The 1199-nt window shown below is 79.0% G+C and carries 1 protein-coding gene and 1 pseudogene; one reads left to right on the forward strand and one right to left on the reverse strand.

Features of this window, described 5'->3' with window-relative positions:
• Positions 1-252 (reverse strand): annotated as a pseudogene (locus AB0M20_RS44655) (hypothetical protein); the annotation flags it as partial.
• A gap of 33 nt (positions 253-285) precedes the next feature.
• Here AB0M20_RS44655 and AB0M20_RS44660 point away from each other — a divergent pair.
• The coding region (locus tag AB0M20_RS44660; RefSeq protein ID WP_364307668.1) for a hypothetical protein at positions 286-1199 on the forward strand (914 nt) is incomplete at its 3' end.

Below are 1199 nucleotides of genomic sequence, written 5' to 3' on the forward strand. Positions count from 1 at the left end.
TGTCATCGGGCGGTTGAGCTGTCCCATCTGCGGCGGCTCGAGCGGCGGCCGCGACGGGCGGGCGGCCGCCTGAGGCGGCTGCGCGATCGGTCGGTCGGCCGGCGCAGGTGCGAGGTGGCCGAGCGGCGCGGGCCCGCCCTGAGTCGATCCATCCTGAGCCGATCCGCCCTGAGCCGAGCCGGTGACGGCTGATTCCGCGGCGGGCGTGCCGGGACGCGCGGGCGCATCCTGACCGACGCCGATGAGGCCCACCCCCGGGTGGGCAGGCTGGCCCGCGGTGCCGGGGTGGCCTGCCGCGGGGCGCTGCGGTCCGCCGGCCGGCCCCGAACGCAGGAACGGGCTGTCGGCCGGCTGCGCCGACGCCGGGCGAGCCGGCGCCTGACCCGGCTGCGCGGGCTGAGGCCGGCTCGGCTCGCCGGGGCTTGCCGACCCGGGCTGCCCGAGCGCGGGCTGCGCCGCCGCGGGTTGGCCGAGCCCGTCGGACCGACCCGGAGCGCCCTGGGTGCCCGCCGGAGATGCGGACGCGGTCTGGGGCGCACCGAGCAGGCCGGACGGAGCCTGGCCGGGCCGGCCCGAGGCGGATGGTCCGGGCTGACCGAATCCCTGCTGACCGGGCCCCTGCTGACCTTGACCGGGAGGCGTCGGTCCCGGCTCGGCGGGCAGCGCCAAGCCTGGCAGCGTGGGCTGGTTCGGATCCGGCTGCGCGGGCTGGCCCGCACCCCGCGCGGCCTCACCGAAGCCCGGCTGGGCGGGCGCGCCCGGCTGCGCGGACAGGCCCGTTCCCGGCTGATCCGCGCCCGGCTGCGCGATCTGACCCAGACCCGACTGCGCGGACTGACCCAGACCCGACTGCGCGGACTGACCCAGACCCGACTGCGCGGACTGAGCCAAACCTGCCTGCGTGGGCTGACCCTGGACTGTCTCAGCGGGGCGGTCCGCGCCTGGCTGCGTGGGCTGGCCCAGGCCCGGTTCGGCCGGGCGGCCTGCGTCCGGCCGGGCGGGGTGACTGGCGCCTGGGTGGGCGGGCTGGTTCAAGCCGGGCTGGGCGAGGCCCTGGCCTGCAGGGCCGAGGCCGGTCGGGGCGGTCGGCGCGGCTCGGTATGCCTGCGGTCCGCCACCGGGGGTCTGTGTTGCCGGGGCCTGAGCCGCGAGCGACTGCGCGATCGGCGACTGAGCGGCCGGCGAGCCGGCGGGCGTAG

The organism is Actinoplanes sp. NPDC051633, from assembly GCF_040681735.1.
Lineage (GTDB): Bacteria > Actinomycetota > Actinomycetes > Mycobacteriales > Micromonosporaceae > Actinoplanes.